Origin of the sequence: Mesorhizobium sp. WSM4976 (assembly GCF_029625685.1) — a bacterium.
GTDB lineage: Bacteria > Pseudomonadota > Alphaproteobacteria > Rhizobiales > Rhizobiaceae > Mesorhizobium.
The window spans coordinates 1-373 of sequence record NZ_JARTVT010000117.1 but is presented as its reverse complement, the minus strand read 5'-3'; the positions used below and the strand labels follow the sequence as shown (position 1 = coordinate 373).

At 62.2% G+C, this 373-nt stretch carries 1 pseudogene; it reads left to right on the top strand.

The window, feature by feature from the left end:
• Window positions 1-181: 181 nt before the first annotated feature.
• Window positions 182-373 (top strand): annotated as a pseudogene (locus P9272_RS35970) (IS5/IS1182 family transposase); the annotation flags it as partial.

Sequence of the window (373 nt, the reverse complement as noted above, 5' to 3'; positions counted from 1 at the left end):
GTCGGCCGTGAACTATCCGCAAGCCATTGATCTGGCCTGTTGATTGAGGCGGATAGCGGCTTTGGAATTGCAGGATTAGCGGTATTTGGACGCTGTTTTCCTGCAATTCGGTTTTGCGATTCCCTTGTGGCGCGGAGCGTGATTCACTCGGTTCGGCGGCGGCGAATCGAGGGGACAGCGAATGTCCAGGCCACGCGAGAAGCGCGAGACGGGAGAGCAGGACCTGTTCCGCTCCCGGCTCGACCAAATCATCAACATGAAGCACGAGCTGGTGCGGCTGGCGCAGGCGATCGACTGGCCGGTGCTGGAGGAGCGTTTCGGCGCCGTCTATTCGGACGGCCCCGGCATGCCGCCGCTGCCGACCCGGCTGATG